Source organism: Westiellopsis prolifica IICB1 (assembly GCF_004323185.1).
GTDB lineage: Bacteria > Cyanobacteriota > Cyanobacteriia > Cyanobacteriales > Nostocaceae > Pelatocladus > Pelatocladus prolificus_A.
Genome location: NZ_NAPS01000003.1, coordinates 249810 through 269286, shown reverse-complemented (window position 1 = coordinate 269286; position 19477 = coordinate 249810). Strand labels below are relative to the sequence as shown.

8 protein-coding genes are annotated in these 19477 nt (G+C 34.9%); all 8 read left to right on the top strand.

Annotated features, from left to right (window positions below; all coding sequences use genetic code 11):
- Positions 1–12: 12 nt before the first annotated feature.
- Positions 13–4416 carry a type I polyketide synthase gene (locus tag B4U84_RS26570; RefSeq protein WP_131121181.1) on the top strand — a complete coding sequence of 1468 codons (4404 nt, stop codon included), beginning with the start codon at positions 13–15 and terminating at the stop codon, positions 4414–4416.
- Between the two features lie 33 nt (positions 4417–4449).
- Positions 4450–9066 (top strand): type I polyketide synthase, encoded by a 4617-nt coding sequence (locus B4U84_RS26565; protein ID WP_131121180.1) that lies wholly within the window; start codon positions 4450–4452, stop codon positions 9064–9066.
- 56 nt (positions 9067–9122) lie between these two features.
- Complete coding sequence (locus tag B4U84_RS26560) at positions 9123–9881, top strand: class I SAM-dependent methyltransferase (RefSeq protein ID WP_131121179.1); 759 nt, start codon at positions 9123–9125, stop codon at positions 9879–9881.
- Positions 9882–10031: 150 nt separating this feature from the next.
- A complete protein-coding gene (locus B4U84_RS26555) occupies positions 10032–14138 on the top strand; it encodes a non-ribosomal peptide synthetase (RefSeq protein WP_131121178.1) in 4107 nt (1368 codons plus the stop codon).
- 18 nt (positions 14139–14156) lie between these two features.
- Complete coding sequence (locus tag B4U84_RS26550) at positions 14157–15536, top strand: cytochrome P450 (RefSeq protein WP_131121177.1); 1380 nt, start codon at positions 14157–14159, stop codon at positions 15534–15536.
- A gap of 74 nt (positions 15537–15610) precedes the next feature.
- On the top strand, positions 15611–16963 hold the full coding sequence (locus tag B4U84_RS26545; protein ID WP_131121176.1) for a cytochrome P450: 1353 nt from the start codon (positions 15611–15613) through the stop codon (positions 16961–16963).
- A 171-nt stretch (positions 16964–17134) separates the two neighbouring features.
- A complete protein-coding gene (locus B4U84_RS26540; protein ID WP_044448099.1) occupies positions 17135–18022 on the top strand; it encodes an SDR family NAD(P)-dependent oxidoreductase in 888 nt (295 codons plus the stop codon).
- A gap of 52 nt (positions 18023–18074) precedes the next feature.
- Positions 18075–19448 (top strand): MATE family efflux transporter, encoded by a 1374-nt coding sequence (locus B4U84_RS26535; RefSeq protein WP_131121175.1) that lies wholly within the window; start codon positions 18075–18077, stop codon positions 19446–19448.
- The last annotated feature ends 29 nt before the right edge of the window (positions 19449–19477 follow it).

Genomic DNA, 19477 nt, shown 5'->3' with positions numbered 1-19477 from the left:
TAGGTATTTTTTATGAATAATAATGAACAAGAATTGAATAAGTTCGATGATAACGATGAGATAGCCATTATTAGCATAAATGGACGCTTTCCAGGTGCAAAAAATATTGAACAGTTTTGGAAAAATTTGCGAAATGGAGTAGAATCAATTTCTCATTTTACAGATGAAGAATTGCTAGCTACGGGTATAAATCCAGATTTGCTCAACAACCCAAATTATATAAAGGCAGCAAGTATAATAGAGGATATTGAACTGTTTGATGCTGCATTTTTTGGATTTACTCCTAGAGAGGCTGAAATTACAGATCCACAGCATCGTCTATTTTTAGAATCTGCCTGGGAAGCTTTGGAATCTGCGGGTTATGATTCTGAATCATACGATGGTAAAATTGGGGTTTTTGCGGGTGTAACTAATAGTAATTATTTATTTAACAATTTACTTTCCAATGAAGATTTAATACAATCTGTAGATGCTTTAAATATTTTTATTGGTAATGAAAAAGATAATTTAAGTACACAAACTTCTTATAAATTAAATCTGACTGGTCCAAGTATAAATGTTCAGAATAATTGTTCTACATCATTAATAGCTGTACACTTAGCTTGTCAAAGTTTGCTCAATGGAGAAAGTGATATTGCTTTGGCTGGTGGTGTTTCTATAGCCAAGCTACCCCAAAAATCTGGTTATCACTATCAAGAGGGGGTTCTGCATTCTCCTGACGGACATTGTCGAACTTTTGATGCTCAGGCTCAAGGAACAGTGTTTGGCGATGGTTTAGGAATTGTTGTGTTAAAAAGATTAGAAGATGCTGTTAATGATGGGGACTTTATTCATGCTATAATTAAAGGCTCAGCTATCAATAATGACGGTTCTTTAAAAGTTGGATATACAGCACCTAGTGTTAATGGTCAAAGAGAAGTAATTCTAGAAGCACTTGCTTTAGCTGATGTTGAACCGGATACGATTTCTTATATTGAAGCTCATGGAACTGCAACTCCTTTAGGAGATCCAATTGAAATCAAAGCTCTTACACAAGCTTTTCGTGCTAGCACAAATAAAAAAGGTTTTTGTGCTATTGGCTCAGTAAAAACTAATATTGGGCATTTGGATACAGCAGCAGGTGTGACAGGTTTAATTAAAACAGTTCTGGCATTAAAACACAAACAAATACCCCCTAGTTTACACTTTGAAAAACCTAATCCAGAGATAGATTTTGCTAACAGTCCTTTCTACGTCAACACCAAATTATCAGAGTGGAAAACTAACAGTTTACCTCGTAGAGCAGGTGTAAGTTCTTTTGGTGTTGGCGGAACTAACGCCCATATAATTTTGGAAGAAGCTCCAGCCGTAGAGACCTACCATGGCACGTCTCTACAATCTCGCCCTTGGCAATTGATATTATTATCAGCCAAAACTAGCACAGCCTTAGAAACTGCAACAGCAAATTTAGCTACTTATCTTCAACAACATCCTAATATTAACTTGCCTGATGTAGCTTATACCCTACAAGTAGGTCGTCGAGCTTTTGATCATCGGCGCATTATTGTTTGTAAAGACCTGAAGAATGCAGTTAATTTACTGAAAAATCAAGACTCAGAAAGTATTTTTAGTTACCATTGTCAGCAAAATCGTTGCCCAGTTATTTTCATGTTTCCTGGACAAGGATCAGAATATGCAAACATAGGTCGGGAATTATACGAAATCGAAGCGATATATCGCAGACATATAGATAGTTGCGCGGAAACTTTGCAACCTCATCTCGGTCTAGATATCCGTGAACTACTGTTTCCACAATCACAAGCAATGGAAACAGCTAGCCAAAAACTAAAGCAACCAGATATCGCTCAAAGCGTATTATTTGCAGTTGAATACGCCTTAGCTGAGTTATTGATGTCATGGGGAGTAAGCCCAGACGCAATGATTTGTGAGGGTATTGGGGAATATGTTGCAGCTGCGATCGCAGGTGTATTTTCTCTTGAAGATGGGCTAGCAATGGTAGCAAATCAAGGACAACTACAGTTGCTCAAAAAAGTTCAATTCAATCCACCAAGTATTCGCTTTATTTCTCATGTAACTGGTAGTTGGATTACAGATGCACAAGCTACAAATCTCAACTATTGGAGCCAGAGTTTACAAAAAATCGGAAATTTTTCCGAGAGTATTTCTCGAACATTAGAGCAGCTTGAAGGTGTTTTTCTAGAGGTGGGGGTGGGATCAAATTTAAGTGCAATCACCAAGCAAAACTTAGATATTAATGCTAAACAACATGTCCTAACTTGCTTATCTCAAAAACAACCATCAGATGTAGGCTTTTTGTTAGAGACTTTAGGCAAATTGTGGCTTTTTGGTGTTGAAATAGATTGGTCAGAATTTTATACTGAAGAACAACGTCACCGCCTACCTTTACCTACCTATCCTTTTGAACGACAAAGATACTGGATTGAAGCTAAAAAGCCACTTAAAAATAATAATCACTCTCCAGAATCACCAATCAAGAAACCTGATATAGCTGACTGGTTTTACATTCCTTTTTGGAAGCCTTCCTTACCTCCAGTACAACTTGATAACAAAGAATTAGTACCTGAAAAATCTTTCATTTTAGTATTTAGCAATGACTGTGGATTGGCTATCAAATTGGTTGACCAAATAAAAACCCAAAACCAAAATTTAATTACTGTAAAAATTAGTGATGAATTTAAACAGATAAGCGATTATGAATATACTATTAATCCGAGTAATTATTATGATTACGATATTTTATTTCAAGAATTATTGAGAAAAAAACAGTTACCAAAAAACATAATTCATTTATGGAATGTCACCCTTTCAGTCATTGAACATAAATTAGAACAACTTCAAAATTTAGGATTTTATAGTTTATTATATATTGTTCAAGCTTTAGGCAGACAAGAAACTACGAATAATTTTCAAATCACAGTTATTTCTAATAACCTACAACCAGTGACGGGAACTGAATTGCTTTGTCCAGAGAAAGCTACTTTACTTGGTCCAGTTAAAGTTATTTCTCAAGAATACACAAATATCAGTTGTCGTAGTATTGATGTGATTCTTCCTACTAGCGGAAGTTGGCAAGAAGGACAACTTATAGAAAAGTTATTGATAGAATTGACGGTTGATAATTCCGAAACATTAATTGCATATCGGGGTTTAAATCGTTGGGTGCAGAGTTTTGAGCCAGTGCGTTTTGATCAAGTTAAAGCTGAAAAATCTCGATTACGAGAAAAAGGAGTCTATCTAATCACAGGTGGACTCGGAGGTATTGGACTTGTTTTAGCAGAATACTTAGCTCGAACTGTACAAGCAAAATTACTGCTAGTAGGACGTTCTACTTTACCCAGAAAAGATGAGTGGTCTCAATGGTTATCCACTCATGATCAAACTGATATTACTAGCTGTAAGATTCGCGAAATTCAAGAAATTGAAGACTTCGGTGCAGAAGTTTTAGCGATCGCTGCTGATGTTAGTAATATAGAACAAATGCAAAGTGCGATCGCTCAAGCTCAACAAAAATTTGGTCAAATAAATGGCGTCATTCATGCTGCTGGAGTTCCTGGAGGAGGTGCAATTCAACGAAAAACTCCAGTAGAAGCAGAAAGTATTTTGGCTCCGAAGGTAAAAGGAACAATAGTTCTTGATACAATACTCAAAAATATTGAATTAGATTTCATGATTTTAGTCTCATCAAATAGTTCAATTGTCGCGGAATTTGGACAGGTAGATTATTGTGCAGCGAATACTTTCCTTGACGCTTTTGCTCATTATAATACTTCACGAAATGGTAGGTTTACTACTAGTATTAACTGGGATACTTGGCAACAAGTAGGGATGGCTGTGAATACAGAATTACCCCAAAGACTGCAACAAATGCGATTGGAAAATCTTCAACAAGGTATATTACCTGATGAAGGTGTAGATATATTTATGAGAATTCTGGCAAATACAATACCTCAAGTTGTCATATCTACTTTTGACTTATTAAACGTACTTAAGGAATACAATTCTGACAATAGAAAATTAGCTCTAGATTTTTTAGAAACTGTTAATTCATCCAAGTCAAAATATCCTAGACCCGAATTAAGTAACGATTATGTTGCTCCGCGCAATGAAATTGAGCAAAAGCTAGTTAAGATTTGGCAAGAAGTTATTGGAATTGAAAAAATTGGTATTTATGATAACTTCTTTGAACTTGGTGGTGATTCTCTTATAGGTATTCAACTTATTACTATTCTAAATCAGAAATTTAATTCAAACCTTTCTGTTGCCAAGTTGTACGAATGTCCAAATATAAGCTCAATGGCAAATCTTTTTACTCCTGAAGAACCTCAAAAAAATACCTTTGAACAACGGTTAATTCGAGGACAAAGAAGAAGACAGATAAAAATGCAATCCAACTAAAATAAAAATTGAATTTATCTAGTTAAGAAAGTTATGATTAATGAAATAACACAAGAATCAACAGCAAATTTAGATATAGCCATAGTGGGGATGTCTGGTCGTTTCCCTGGTGCGAATAATGTTGATGAATTTTGGCATAATATCCAAAATAAAGTTGAGTCTATTTCATTTTTTTCCAATCATGATTTAGCAGATTTAAATCTTGAAAAGAACGTTTTAAATGATCCGAATTATGTGAAAGCAGCGCCTATATTACCAGATATTCAACATTTTGATGCTAGATTCTTTGGTTACACTCCCAAAGAAGCTGAACTAATTGACCCCCAACATCGCCTGTTTATAGAATGTGCCTGGTCAGCTCTTGAAAACGCTGGATATGACCCAGAAACCTATGAAGGTTTAATAGGGGTTTATGCTGGTGTTAGCACAAATACTTACTTTTTTAATAATATATATAATAACGTTAATTCCAGAGATATTTCTAGCAACTATACTTTTAACAAAGATTTTTTAGCAACTAATGTCTCATATAAATTAAATTTAAAAGGACCAAGTATAGGTATTCAAACTTACTGCTCTACTTCATTAGTTGCTTTACATTTAGCCTGTAAAAGTCTACTTGATGAAGAGTGTGATATTGCTTTAGCTGGTGGAGTGACAATTATAGTTCCACAAAAGTCAGGTTATTTCTATGAACAGGATGGAATTTTATCTCCTGATGGTCATTGTCGAGCCTTTGATGCTAAAGCCCAAGGTACCATTTTTGGCAGTGGGCTTGGTATAGTTGTTTTAAAAAGATTAAAAGATGCAATAGCAGATCGAGATTATATTCATGCGGTTATTAAAGGTTCAGCAATTAACAATGATGGTTCTTTAAAAGTTAGCTATACCGCACCTAGTGTAAATGGTCAGGCTGAAGTTATTGTGGAAGCTTTAGCAAATGCAGGAATCGATGCTGATGATATTTCTTATATCGAAACTCATGGAACTGGAACTGCTGCTGGAGATCCAGTAGAAATTGCAGCGTTGACTAAAGCTTTTCGTGCTTTTACACAAAGAAATGGCTTCTGTGCAATTGGTTCAGTAAAACCAAATATTGGTCATCTAGATATAGCAGCTGGTATAGCAAGTCTCATAAAAACTGTACAAGCGTTAAAACATAAACAAATACCTCCTAGCATCAATTTTGAAGTTCCCAATCCTGAAATTGATTTTGTAAATAGTCCGTTCTATGTTAATACTAAATTGACCGATTGGGAAACTAATAATACTCCCCGGAGAGCGGGAATTAGTTCATTGGGTTTTGGTGGAACTAACGCCCATGTCATTTTGGAAGAAGCTCCAGTTGTAGAGACGTGCCATAACACGTATCTAGAATCGCGCCCTTGGCAATTAATATTATTATCAGCCAAAACTAGCACAGCTTTAGAAGTCGCAACTACAAATTTATTGGCATATTTTAAACAAAATATAGAAATAAATTTAGCTAATGTCGCTTATACTTTACAAGTCGGTCGTAGGGCTTTTAACTATCGCCGGGTGTTAGTATGTCAGAATGTTCAAAATGTTGTAAATATCTTAGAGATACAAGACCAAGAACAAATTTTTACTGTATATCAGGAACATAGAGAACAGCCTGTTATTTTCATGTTTTCTGGACAAGGATCACAATATGCAAACATGGGTCGAGAACTCTACGAAGTTGAAGTAACATTTCGCAGATATGTAGATACTTGTGCTGAAATTTTGCAACCTCACCTTGGTTTTGATATCCGCGATTTACTGTTTCCAAACTCAGAAAAAATGGAAACAGCTAACCAAAAACTACAACAAACAGCTTTTACTCAAAGCGCATTATTTGTAATTGAGTACGCACTCGCTAAGTTATTGATGTCATGGGGTGTGCTACCTGCGGCGATGATTGGTCACAGTATTGGAGAATATGTCGCTGCAACCATTGCAGGTGTATTTTCCCTTGAAGATGCGCTATTCATTGTCGCAAAAAGGGGGCAACTGATGCAACAGTTACCGCAAGGGAGTATGTTAGCAATCCCCCTTCCAGAAAAAGAAGTGCGATCGCTGATTTTAAACTCTGTAGAAATCGCAGCGATTAACAGCCAAAATTCATGTGTGGTTTCTGGAACAAAGGAAGCGATCGCCACACTAAAAAATCAATTATCTTCTCAAAGTGTGGAATGTCGCCTGTTGCATACATCTCACGCGTTCCATTCACAAATGATGTCGCCAATCTTAGAGGAATTTGTGCAATGTTTCAAAAAAATCAAACTGAATCCACCACACATACGCTTTATCTCCAATGTAAGTGGTAGTTGGATTACAGATACACAAGCTACAAATCCCAATTATTGGAGTCAACATTTACGACAAACTGTGAGATTTTCCGATGGAATATCGCAAATTTTAAAACAGTTTACAGGTATTTTTCTAGAGGTTGGACCAGGACGAACTTTAAGCACATTAACTAAACAGCATTTAGGTATTAATGCTAAACAACATATATTAACTTCTTTACGTCGTGTGCAAGAACAACAATCAGATGTAAGCTTTTTATTAAAAACATTGGGTCAGTTGTGGCTTTTTGGTGTAGATATAGATTGGTCAGGATTTTATACCCACGAGCAACGTCATCGTTTACCTTTACCGACTTATCCTTTTGAACGACAAAGGTATTGGATTGATGCCAAATCCTCATCAACTTCTTTAAATAATAAATTAACAAAATTAGGTCAAAAACAAGATATTAGCGATTGGTTTTATATTCCTTCCTGGAAACGCTCCTTACTTACTCACTCATCCTCTGATCCAGTAAAATCAAATCAAACAAAATGGTTATTTTTTGTAGATGATTTGGGAGTGAGTGAGGAATTAATTAAAGCATTAGAAAATCAAGATAATAATATAATTATAGTTAAGACTGGAGAAAAATTTGAGAAAAAAGACGAATGCATTTACACAATTAATCCATGCATAGATCAAGACTATGATATTTTCTTTAAAGAGTTAATTGCTTTAGGTAAATTTCCCAAAAATATAGCTTATTTTTGGAGTCTCAATAATTATAATAATTATCATTCAGAGAATTACTTAGAATTTCAAAGTTTATTATTCATATCACAAAGCCTTAGTAAACTCAAAATTGATCAAAGTTTACAACTCTGGGTTGTCTCTAATCATATTCAAGAAGTCGATGGCAATGAAATTATAAATCCAGAAAAGGCGACAGTGTTAGGTTTATGTCAGGTAATTTCTCAAGAATATCCTCAGATAACCTGTCGGAGTATTGATATTGCGTTAACTAACTATTTGAATATAAAGGATAAAAAACACCAAGTTTATGAAAGTAAAATTATTGATCAACTTTTAAATGAATTCACGGCTGTATCCTCAGACTTAGTTGTTGCTTATCGTGGTTCCCACCGTTGGGTACAAACATTCGAGCCAGTCCACCTAACGTCGGCGGTTGAAGAAAAACTACCATTGAAAAAACACGGTGTTTATCTATTTTTTGGTGGTTTAGATAGTATTGAAGTTGTGCTTGCAGAATATTTAATCAAAAATTTTCAAGCAAAACTTATATTTATCGAAGATTTAGATTTCCCAGAACAGTATGATTTCTCGCAATGGTTGAAAACTCACGACCAAGAAGATGAAATAAGTTGCAAAATTCAACAATTGCAAGTTTTGGAGAATTTAAGCGCAGATATTTTGGTAATTCGTGCAGATAAAACTGATGATCAACAAATTCGTCAAATATTTTTATCTGAGAATATTGAACAAATTAACGGAGTTATCTCTTCAACTGGAATCAAACGTGAAAAAATATTTGGTTCAATTCCAGAAATTGGCAAGATAGAGTCAAAAAAATTATTTGATTTACAACGCCGTCAGATTACTGTATTAGCCCAATTATTAGAAAATATAAATTTAGATTTTTGTATTGTTTTTTCTTCATTATCTTCTATTTTAGGAGGATTTGGATTAGGTTTATATTCAGCAGCTAATCATTTAATAGATACATTAATTAACCAACACAATCAAAATAATTATTTACCGTGGTACACTATAAATTGTGATAAAATACAATTAAACTTTACTCCAAAATCAGATACCATTGAGCAAGCGTCTGGAGAAAAATTGGCTATTAATCCAACAGAAACTATAGAGGTATTTAAAAGAATACTCTCTTTAGATCAAAAAACTCAAATTGTTGTTTCTACAGTAGATATCAAGACTAGACATAATCATGCATTTAACCTTGATTATCCAGCCAATTCAAAATATTCCAATCAATTATATTTATCCCCGCGCTATTCCAGACCTCAACTAAGTAATTCCTATATTGCTCCGACAAGTGAGTTGGAAAAACAAATTACGCAAATATGGCAAGATGTACTTGGGATTGCAGAGGTTGGTATTTACGACAACTTTTATGAGTTAGGAGGGGACTCTCTCATTGCAACTCAATTAGTTTCTCGATTGCGAGCTAAATTTCCCATAGATTTACCGTTGCGTGATCTTTTATTAAAAGCCATGATACCAGCCAAACAGGCAGAAATGATCGAACAACTTCTGTTGGAAAAAATCGAACAATTATCTGAAGAAGAAGTAGAAGCTCTTTTAGCGAAATAACTAACATCTAAATTATTTGATTGCAAACATTCATTTGACAACAGGAAAAATAGTCTATGTCTTTGCTAACAAATATCCCCAACTATGAATCTATTGCTCGTTTACAGAACGAATTAAAGAATACACCAGAAGATTTATTGCAAGGTATAATACCTGCTTTAGACCAAATATTGTTATCTCAACTTCCTGCGGGAGCGCATATTCTTGAACTTGGTTGTGGTTGCGGACATTTAGCACAACAACTTAACTTTAGAGGATATAAAGTTACTGGAATCGATGCTTCTAAAGGACTACTAAACTACGCTAGAAACAACGCGCCTGAAAGTGAATTTATCCTTAGTGATATACGTCAGTTTGATTTACCACCAATCTTTGATGCGGTTTTGGCAAACGATGTTTTTCATTTTATCCAAAACAATGAAGATTTAACAGTAGCATTTAAAAACGTATATGCTGCACTTCGAGATAATGGTGTATTTGTGTTTAATATACCTATAACGGATTGGCTGCATGAAACTGCTCAGAAAAACAATTTTAATATTGTGAGTATTAATGATGAATGTTCCTTAATAGAATTATTTTACTACAAACCAGAAGAAAGGATGTGGGAGATCAAAGTCACAGGATTTGAATTGATTGAAAAAACTTGGCAGCGTTCAGATACAGTTTGGTTAAGAAAAGATCATTTTTTAGAAGAAGTTCAGTCCGCTTTGAAAAATGTTGGCTTTACAGATTTTAATTACTATAACACCAGAGAATTTGGAGAAACTGAAGACATAGCTTGCTTCGTTTGTCAAAAAACTTGTCATAAGTAATATATAAATCAGCATAAAATTCAATATTTGTAATAGGTGCTACTCTACAACCAGCACTTATTACAAACTAATTATCAGATTTTAATTTTATTCACATATAAATTAAATACGATTGCGATCACCACAAAAGTTTTTCACCATATATTAACCATGGATAAATATCTTTCTAATTTATCACCTGCAAAAAAAGCCCTTTTAGAAAAGTGGAAGGGAGGTAAATTTCAGGCTGATACTATTCCTAAACGTCAAATATTTCAGAATATTTCTTTATCTTTTTCTCAACAAAGACTCTGGTTTATTGACCAACTTTATCACGGGAGTTCTTTCTATAATATTCCCGTTGCTTTTCATATTAAAGGAAAGCTAAATATTACCGCGCTTCAGCAAAGTCTGGATGAAATCCTCAAACGTCACGAAATTTGGCGGACGAATTTTAGACTTGTAAATGGAGAGCCAATACAGGAGATTACACAGAATTTAACTTGGAATATACCTATAATTAATCTTGAGCATTTATCTGGACAAGATTGGGAAGCAGAAGTTAAACAACTTGTAGCTAAGGAAGCAATAAAACCGTTTAATTTAGCCAAAGGACTTTTAGTTAGGGCAACTTTACTAAAATTAAATGAACAAGAACATGTTTTGCTTGTAACCATGCATCACATTATCACCGATGGATGGTCTTGTGGTGTGTTCTTGCGAGAGTTATCAACCTTATATGCAGCTTTTTCTACAAATCAGCCTTCTCCCTTACCCGCACTGCCAGTTCAATATGCAGATTTTACCATTTGGCAACGCGATCGCATCCAAGGTGAATTCCTTGCAACCAAATTAAATTATTGGAAGCAACAACTCAGCGGTGAACTTCCTATATTACAATTACCCACAGACCGTCCCCGACCAACCGTCACATCTTTTAATGGTGCCAAGCAATATTTTACATTATCAACAGTCTTAACTGACGCACTCAGACAATTGAGCCTGCAAGAAGATGCTACTTTATTTATGAGCTTGCTAGCAGGATTTAACATCTTATTATACCACTATACAGACCAAGAAGATATCTTAATTGGTTCTCCCATTGCTAATCGCAACCGAGCCGAATTAGAAGGAATGCTGGGTTTATTTGTTAATACTTTGGTATTACGCAATAACCTCAGTGGTAATCCCAGCTTCTGCGAATTTCTACATCGAGTTCGTGAGGTAACTCTCGATGCTTATGCACATCAAGATTTACCTTTTGAGATGCTTGTAGAAGAGTTGCAACCCGAACGAAATTTGAGTCGAAATCCTCTTTATGAAGTCATGTTTGTCTTGCAAAACACTCCCACATCTGTGCAGGAAGTGTCTGGGTTAACCTTACGTACTTTAGAGTTTGATAGCGGGACAGCTCAACTTGATATTTTTCTGTCGATGTTTGAATTGCAAGAGGGTTTAACAGGATGTCTGGAGTATAATACAGATATTTTCGATGCGACAACTATTAGCCAATTTCTCAATCACTTTCAGACTTTGTTAGCAAATATTATTACTAATCCAGAGCAGCGCATCTGTAATTTATCTCTACTAAATACCTTTGAAAAAGAGCAACTATTATTTAAAGTTAATCAAACTAGTTCAGACTATCAGAATGCATCTTTAAATCAATTATTTGAACAACAAGTGAAACGAACACCTGACTCTCTAGCATTAATTAGTCAGTCAGAACAACTAACATATCGGCAACTTAATCATAAAGTCAATCAGCTAGCGCACTATTTACAAAAACAAGGTGTAACTCAAGAAACCCTCGTTGCTATCTGTTTAGAACGCGACCCAGATATGATAGTGGGAATTTTAGCCATCCTTAAAGCTGGTGGTGCATACATTCCTCTCGACCCAAGTTATCCAGTTGAGCGTTTAAAATTTATGCTCTCTGATTCTCAAGTGTCATTGGTTATTAGTAATTCGTTATTTGTTAATAAGTTTGGACATATGACAAATGATAAAGAACAAATGACGGTAATTTTGCTAGACAATGACTGGGAAATTATCAATCAAGAAAGTTCAGAAAACCCGATTAACATTTCAAAATCTGATCATCTCGCCTATATTATTTATACCTCTGGCTCAACTGGAACTCCTAAAGGTGTTCTTGGTACTCATCGCGGTACCGTAAATGGCTTACACTGGCTATGGAAAACTTATCCTTTCAATCCAGAGGAAATTTGTTGTCAGAAAACAGCTATTAGTTTTGTAGATTCGGTATGGGAAATTTTTGCTCCTTTACTCCAAGGAATCCCTACAGTAATTATCAAAAATGAAACTTTATTAGATCCACAGCTATTTATAGAAACTTTAGTTAAGCACAAAGTTACTCGTATTATACTTGTACCCTCACTTCTGCGTTTACTTTTAGATAATTACAGTCATCTGACTCAGAAACTATTAAAACTAGAACTTTGGATAACTAGCGGTGAAGCACTATCTATTAAATTAGTTAAAAGTTTCCGAAAATTATTGCCATTTGCAAAATTAATTAACCTTTATGGTTCATCGGAAGTTTCCGCTAACGCCACTTATTACGACACCACTTTATTACCAGACCAAGCAAACAGTGTTCCTATTGGTTGTCCAATTGATAATACTCAAATCTATGTATTGAATCGCAATTTACAACCAACACCTGTAGGAGTTATCGGAGAACTTTATATTGGTGGAGACGGATTAGCGAGGGGATATTTACATCGTCCCGAATTCACTCAAGAAAAATTTATAGATAATCCCTTTATCCCCGAAACTAAGCTTTATAAAACAGGTGATTTAGTACGTTATCTCAAAGATGGAAATCTTGAGTATTTGGGTCGTCGTGATGAGCAAGTAAAAATTAGAGGCTTTCGAGTAGAGTTAGCTGAAATTGTAGCTGTTATTACACAACATCCAGATATACAAGAATCGGTTGTAATTGCCGAAAAAGATGAACAAGAAGATCAAATTTTAATAGCTTATATTGTAACAAAAAAACAAAATATTGCTGCACAACTTTTGCCATATTTGCAACAAAAATTACCTAATTATATGCTTCCATCCGCCTTTGTGGTTTTAGACGCATTTCCACTAACACCCAATGGCAAAATAGATAAACGTGCGCTTCCTAAAGATAAGCTTATTCGACCAAATACTCATGAAAACATAATTGCTCCTCGTAATTTTACAGAGTTATCATTAGTAAAACTTTGGGGTAATCTCCTCAATACCAGTCCGATTGGAGTAAAAGATAATTTCTTTAATCTGGGTGGTCACTCATTTTTAGCTGTACGCTTAATGGCTCAAATTCAAGATCGATTTGGACATCATCTTACTTTATCTACTCTTTTTGAAAATCCTACAATCGAGAAACTAGCTGTAATTGTTAGTCAGCCATTCCGTGAGAGTTCTAATTCTCCTTTAGTAGAAATTAATTCTTCTGGTTCTAAAATACCTTTCTTTTGTATACATGGCGCTGGTGGAGGTATTAATCACTACATTAATTTATCCAGAAGACTTGGTGAAAATTATCCATTTTATGCCTTAGAACATAATCCTAACCAAGAAGAACCGAAAATTATAACAGTAGAAGAAACAGCAAATTATTACTTACAAGAAATTCGGAAAGTGCAGCCAAAAGGTCCTTATCTTTTAGGTGGTCATTGTTACGGCGGTGTACTTGCTTTTGAAATGGCGCAGCAATTACAAAGAGAAGGTGAAACAGTAGATTTATTAATTATAATCGATGCCATACTTTCAGAAACACGCATTGAATCTACAAAAGATGACGATGCAAAATTTTTACTTCGCATGGCTGAATCGATAAAAACTGATAGTAATATAGATTTTTCGCTTTGTTTTGAGGAACTTCGAGATTTATCCCTGAATGAGCAACTTGATTTGATTAATCAAAAAATGAATTTTATCTTTACTGATACGGAAATTAAAGATTTTATGCGTTACTACAAATTGTTCAAGGCTCATGTTCAAGCCATGCGAAATTATACACCAACTGTTTATGAGCAGTCTATAACTTTATTTCGAGCGAAAGAAGAAATCATTCATGATTTTGAAAGTCCAGAATTTCATACTGATGATCCCTTACTAGGTTGGGGTAAATGTTCTAGTCAACCTATTCAAGTGATGGAAATTCCTGGTGATCATTTCTCAATTTTTATTGAACCTCATATTCAGGAATTAGCCAGAAACTTAAGAGTTTGTATCGATAATGCTGTTGTGCAATCTGAATAATGGGAGCAAAAGAAACTGATGAAACTACCTCCTGGACCGAAAATACCATTTTGGCTACTAGGTCTGCAATTCGAGATTAATCCTTTTAGTTATTTGGATACTATTTCTCAACGTTATGGTGATATTGTTACTATAATGTCTGGTTCTACGCCAATTGTCTACATCAGCAATCCTTCAGGTATAAAAGAATTTTTTACAAATACCAAAGAAATTATAGCTAGAGGTGAATTAAACCAAGATTTTGCTTTGGTCACAGGAAATCAAGGAGTCCTACAACTTGATGGTCTAATTCATAAAAATCGGCGTAAACTCTTAATGCAAGCTTTTCATGGAGCGCGGATGCAAGCTTGTGGGCGGAGTATTTGCGAACTCACAGAAAAGATAATGAATAAACAAGTTATTGGAAAACCTTTTATAGCATACTCGGTCATTGAGGATATTACTTTTAAAGTGGGAATAGAACGGGTAATCGGTTTACAAGAAGGAGAACGCTATGACAAAATTAAATATTTATTTACGTCTTTGTTGAAACTAGATAGACAATCTCTTATAGTTAAAGTTTTTAGCAAGATTTTTGGAGAAAAAGATTTAGGTAGATGGAGTCCAAAAGGATATCTCCTTCACCTGCAAAAAGAACTTTTTCAATTGCTATCTACTGAGGTAGAAGAACGTCGTCAGCAAGTAGATTGTTCACGCAGTGATATACTTGAGGATTTAATTTTTGCTTGTGATGAAACAGGTGAAAAATTAAGCACCCAAGAAGTACGTGATCTTTTATTATCACCGATGTTTGCTGCTATTGATGCTTCTGGAACTACTATTAGTTGGTCTTTGTACTGGATTCATCGCTTAAGAGATGTGCGAGAAAAACTATTCAAAGAACTTGATAGTCTTGGTGAAAATCCGGATCCTATGAGTATTGTTACATTACCCTACTTAAGTGCTGTATGTAATGAAGTTCTGCGAATTTACCCAACTCAATTGTTTACATTTCCCAGATTAGTAGAATCGACGGTTGAGATCATGGGTTATAAACTACATCCCGGTACGATAGTTATTGGTAATATTTATGCAACCCATCAGCGTGAAGATTTATATCCAAATCCCAAAGAATTTCAACCAGAACGCTTTTTAGAAAAACAATTTTCTCCCTACGAATTTTTGCCATTTGGTGGCGGTTCTCGTGTGTGTATTGGTGCGAATTTTGCCTTATTTGAAATGAAACTTATATTAGCAACTATTCTTTCACGCTATCAATTAGAGCTAGTCAATCGGCACCCAGAACGTCCTAAATTTGCAGGTTTGATTTGTTCTCCTGCTAGTGGTGTGAAAATGGTTATGCGTAACCACCGTCAGGATCAAGAACAGTCTCAGTCATTAGTTTCTGGCTTGATTTAGTTTTTGAATATAATTTTTTACTTGCTTTTGTTGATATATATTTCTGATCCCAATTATTGAATGAAACAATATTTATGGCACTACCACCAGGACCGAAAATACCCTTGTGGCTGCTACGTCAGCAACTCGATACTAATCCCCTTGGCTGTTTGGATACTATTTACAAACGCTATGGCGACATTGTCACTATAATGTCTGGTTTTACACCAATTGTTTACGTCAGCAATCCTTTAGGAATAAAGCAATATTTAACTAATACCAAAGAAATTACAATCTCTAGTCTCCCTCCAGGAGATTCCCCAATTACAGTCGGACAGATGGGACAGCAAGGAATCCTTCATATTGAAGGTTTAATTCACAAACATCGTCGTCCTCTGTTAATGAAGGCTTACCACGGAGAACGGATGAATGCTACTGGTAAAAGTATTTGCGAACTCACCAAAAAAATTATTAGTCAACAGGCGTCTGCAAAAACTTTTATCGCCCATGAAATCTTATCAAGAATTACCTTACAAATAGCGATAGAAGTTGTGATTGGATTGCGAGAAGGAGAGCGTTATGAAAAAATTAACGATCTATATAGATCTTGCATTAAATATGAAAAATCTTGGCTATTTAATATCACAACAAAATTACCTTTTACACAAGTAGATTTAGGTCGTCTTAGTCCCTGGGGATACCATAGGTATCTCCTCAAAGAAATTTTTCAATTTTTATACAGTGAAGTCAAAGAACGCCGCAAACAAGCAGATCCTTTACGCAATGATATGCTCTGCGATTTGATATTTGCTTGTGATGAAACAGGTAAACCATTTAGTGATGAAGAGGTACGCGATCTCCTATTTTTGCCAATATTAGCAAGCCGAGATGGTGCAACACATTCATTAACCTGGTTCTTATACTGGGTTCACCGTTTACCAGATGTTCGCGAAAAATTGCTTGAAGAACTCGATAGCCTGGGTGAAAATCCAGATCCTATGAGTATTGTTGCATTACCTTACCTCAACGCTGTTTGTAATGAGTCTTTACGAATTTATCCCAGTCCCATATTTTCACTACCAAGGGTCGTAGTTTCCCCAGTGGAAATTATGGGCTATGAGTTAATTCCTGGTACAGTACTCATTACCAATATTTATTCCACACATCAACGTGAAGATGTATACCCAGAGCCAAAACAATTTAAGCCAGAGCGCTTTCTAGAAAAAAAATTCTCTCCTTATGAATTTATACCCTTCGGTAGTGGCGCTCGTAGTTGTATTGCAGGGTCTTTTTCTATATTTCAAATGAAGCTTGTCTTAGCAACAATTCTTTCAAACTATAAATTAATGCTGATTAACAAGCGATCAGAACGCCAAGAACATTCCAATGATCAATGTTATGCCAAAAGTGGTGTGAAGATGATTATGCATGGTGCGCGTCAACATTAAGGAAAGCCACAAAAATTAGCAGCATCTCAAATGTTTACAATCCCCACAAACTCAGACTTATTGTAATCTAGGTAGTCGGCTATGTTTGTGTAGCGGCGAAATTATATTCGCCAGATATTTTTCTTGATTTAGTTTTTTGTTCGGTTTACTTATGTCTTGGAGGAAATCAGTATGAATCAGAATCATAAAGGTGCAGTCGTCATTACAGGGACATCCACTGGTTTAGGTCGAGTAACCGCACTTTCACTTGCCAAGCAGGGATATCGCGTTTTTGCTGGAGTCCGCACACAAAAAGATGCAGAGTCACTAAAACAGGTTGCATTTGGTGATTTAACACCCATAATCATGGACATCACAAAAGCCGAAGAAATTAAATCTGCATTGGGATTTGTTTCACTAGCGGTTGGTGATGAAGGATTACTCGCATTAATTAATAACGCAGTTGTAGCGGTAGATGGACCATTAGAATGTATTCCTATAGATGATATTCGATTTAATTTTGAAGTCAATGTTATTGGACAAATTGCAGTCATACAAGCATTCTTACCATTAATAAGAAAAGCCAAAGGTCGTATCATCAATGTCAGTGCAATTTGTGGCAGATTAGCTCTACCTTATAGAAGTCTTTTATCTGCTTCCAAATTTGCCATTGAAGCACTTACGGATTCTTTACGAATGGAATTATATTCTAGTGGAATTGAGGTTATTTCCATATTACCAGCAGGAATAGTAACCCCAGAACAGGCTGATAAGGTAGAAGCTAATTATCAGCAAACACTTGCAAAGATGTCACCGGAAATAAAAGCGATCTATGGCAAGAATTACAAAATATATATGCAAGGTTCGGTAGAAGACAATCGTAGCGCAGGTTTACCACCTGAAAAAGTAGCAAATACAATTTTGCAAGCTTTGTCAGCTTCCAAACCTAAAAGACAATATTTCGTCGTGCAATCATCATGGCGTCTTAATTTGTATGCTTTGTATAAAAGATTAGTGCCGCATCAATATTTTTATGATAATTTTTATCAGAATATGCGAAAAGGAATGGGGTTGGATTAATTATATATTTTTGATTTGATTTGATTGCAATATAAAATATGATCAATAAAATATGACTGACTATCAACAAAATAAAATCACCAATGAAATTCTGCAAGCTAATCTTGTTAAATTGATGTTTAAGTTTTCAATTCCTAGTACACTAGGAGTATTGATGCTAAGTTTAAATACTTTTATTGATGCTTTATTTGCAGGACGATTTCTTGGTGAAAATGCTTTAGCTGGCATTTCACTCGCATTGCCGTTGACAAGTATAATAAATGGGTTTGCTCTCTCTATTGGGGTTGGCTCTGCTTCTGTTCTCAGTCGAGCGATTGGTTCTAGAGATACCAAAACTCAATCTAAAATATTTACTAATTTAATAGTGATGAGTGTTGCGATCGCATTTTCAATTACTATTATTGGTTACAGTTTTGGAAAAGAATTAATTTTATTTATGGGAGGCACAGGTGAAGTTGCTTTAGAAGGCACAAAATACTTTAAAACTTATATACTAGGCTCAGTATTTTTGATATTAGCAGAAGCTTGTAGTCGGGTCATTAAATCAGAAGGCAATATTAAGTTAACTACAATATTTGATTGGCTGTTTGTTATTATTAATATTTTTCTGAATTATATATTTATCAGTTTATTTAATTGGGAGACACAAGGAATAGCTCTTGCTACGGTTATAGCAATGATTATCTATAGTATTACTAATTTAGCCTATTTTATTTTTGGAAAAACATCGGTTTCTGTCATTTTCCAAAAAAGAGCGATCGCCATAGATATAATGCGTGCAATCTTATCAGTAGGAATATCAGAACTATTTTATCCATTCACAATATTACTTCAAGATTTCGTAGTTTTTAACTTGATTTCTTATTATGGTACAAATAGTGATATTGCCTTCTTTGGAGCAACGGTAAAAGTATCTTCCTTTGTATTTATTCCCATCATTGGTTTTTCCCAAGCATTACAACCTATAATTGGGATGAATTATGGCGCACAAAATTATCAAAGAGTCAAAAAATCATATTTAACTTTTGCAATCATTGGAACTATTTTGTCAATATTGATTTGGTTGCCTTTACAATTATTACCAAAAACATTTTTGGGTCTGATTCTACCAGATGTTAACTTTACCCAAGATGATATACTGAATTTTATTATCTTGAGTATATTAATTCCTGTCTGGCCTTTGGCATTCTTTAGCAATACTCTTTTTTTATCTATAGGGAAAGGTAAAATGGTGCTATTAGTAATATTGTTAAGGAGCATAGTTTTAACTGTGCCAATGGTGATTTTATTTTCCAAAATCTTAGGTATCAGAGGTATATATTATGGGATGCTGCTTGCAGATATTTTGTTTATGTTACTTGTGATTGTATTAACATTTTTGGAATTTCAAAATTTAAATTTGCTCAGAGTAAAAAACAGCAAATAGCGATAAAAGTATAACTAACCAAAATTAGC